Origin of the sequence: Streptomyces sp. CAI-85, assembly GCF_013363615.1 — a bacterium.
GTDB classification, from domain to species: domain Bacteria; phylum Actinomycetota; class Actinomycetes; order Streptomycetales; family Streptomycetaceae; genus Streptomyces; species Streptomyces antibioticus_B.
In genome coordinates, this window is record NZ_JAANNX010000194.1 from 1 (window position 1) to 1,177 (window position 1,177).

The window sequence follows — 1,177 nt, forward strand, 5'->3', positions numbered from 1 at the left end:
GCCGATCCACCACAGAGCGGAGGACTCAGAGCATGGCCGGCGCGATGCGCAAGATGGCGGTCTACCTCGGCCTCGTGGAGGACGATGGGTACGACGGCCGGGGTTTCGACCCCGATGACGACTTCGAGCCCGAGCTGGACCCGGAGCCCGAGCGGGATCACCGACGGCACGAGCCGTCCCACTCGTCACACGGAGCACATCAGTCCCAGAGGGACGAAGAGGTACGAATCGTACAGCCGCCCGCCCCGCGCGAGCCGGTGTCCCGATCCGCTTCGCCCCTCGCGGAATCCGGGCGTCCCGCGCGCATCGCGCCCGTGGCGTCCATCACACAAGAACGTCAGTCCCTGGAGAAGAACGCACCGGTGATCATGCCCAAGGTCGTGTCGGAACGAGAGCCGTACCGGATCACCACGCTCCACCCCCGGACCTACAACGAGGCCCGTACCATCGGGGAACACTTCCGTGAGGGCACCCCGGTGATCATGAATCTGACTGAGATGGATGACACAGACGCGAAGCGACTTGTCGACTTTGCGGCGGGTTTGGTGTTTGGTCTTCACGGCAGCATCGAGCGGGTGACGCAGAAGGTGTTCCTGTTGTCGCCTGCTAACGTCGATGTCACGGCGGAGGACAAGGCCCGCATCGCAGAGGGCGGGTTCTTCAACCAGAGCTGAGACGCACCACCGGAAACAGCAGTACAGAGCAGTGGGAAACAGGGGAGAGGGAAGCACCGAACATGAGCGTGGTCCTGGATGTCGTTCGCATCGCGCTGATGGTGTTCCTCCTGGTTCTCATCTTCCGGTTGGTCATGGACTACGTCTTCCAGTTCGCCCGCTCATGGCAGCCCGGCAAGGCGATGGTGGTCGTTCTGGAGGCCACCTACACTGTCACCGATCCACCGCTCAAGCTTCTGCGGCGGGTCATCCCGCCGCTGCGTCTCGGGGGCGTGGCGCTCGACCTGTCCTTCTTCGTACTGATGATCATCGTCTACATCCTGATCTCGATCGTGAGCCGGCTGTGAGCGATGTGAACTACCGTCTTGCCGATGCCGACGACTACGTTGAGGTGAAGAGATGCCGTTGACCCCCGAGGACGTGCGGAACAAGCAGTTCACGACCGTCCGCCTCCGAGAAGGCTATGACGAGGACGAGGTCGATGCCTTCCTCGACGAGGTCGA

3 protein-coding genes are annotated in these 1,177 nt (G+C 62.9%); all 3 read left to right on the forward strand.

The window, feature by feature from the left end:
* Positions 1-32: 32 nt before the first annotated feature.
* On the forward strand, positions 33-674 hold the full coding sequence (locus tag G6W55_RS37710) for a cell division protein SepF (protein ID WP_030794124.1): 642 nt from the start codon (positions 33-35) through the stop codon (positions 672-674).
* Between the two features lie 62 nt (positions 675-736).
* On the forward strand, positions 737-1,021 hold the full coding sequence (locus G6W55_RS37715) for a YggT family protein (RefSeq protein WP_030794121.1): 285 nt from the start codon (positions 737-739) through the stop codon (positions 1,019-1,021).
* A gap of 52 nt (positions 1,022-1,073) precedes the next feature.
* Positions 1,074-1,177, forward strand: a 104-nt coding sequence (locus G6W55_RS37720; protein WP_175525072.1) for a DivIVA domain-containing protein, incomplete at its 3' end; no start/stop codon positions are given.

What these genes read in the sequence shown, in the direction of transcription:
- G6W55_RS37715 (WP_030794121.1), top strand. Translation starts at nt 737, where the DNA reads ATGAGCGTGGTCCTGGATGTCGTTCGCATCGCGCTGATGGTGTTCCTC.
- G6W55_RS37710 (WP_030794124.1), top strand. Translation starts at nt 33, where the DNA reads ATGGCCGGCGCGATGCGCAAGATGGCGGTCTACCTCGGCCTCGTGGAG.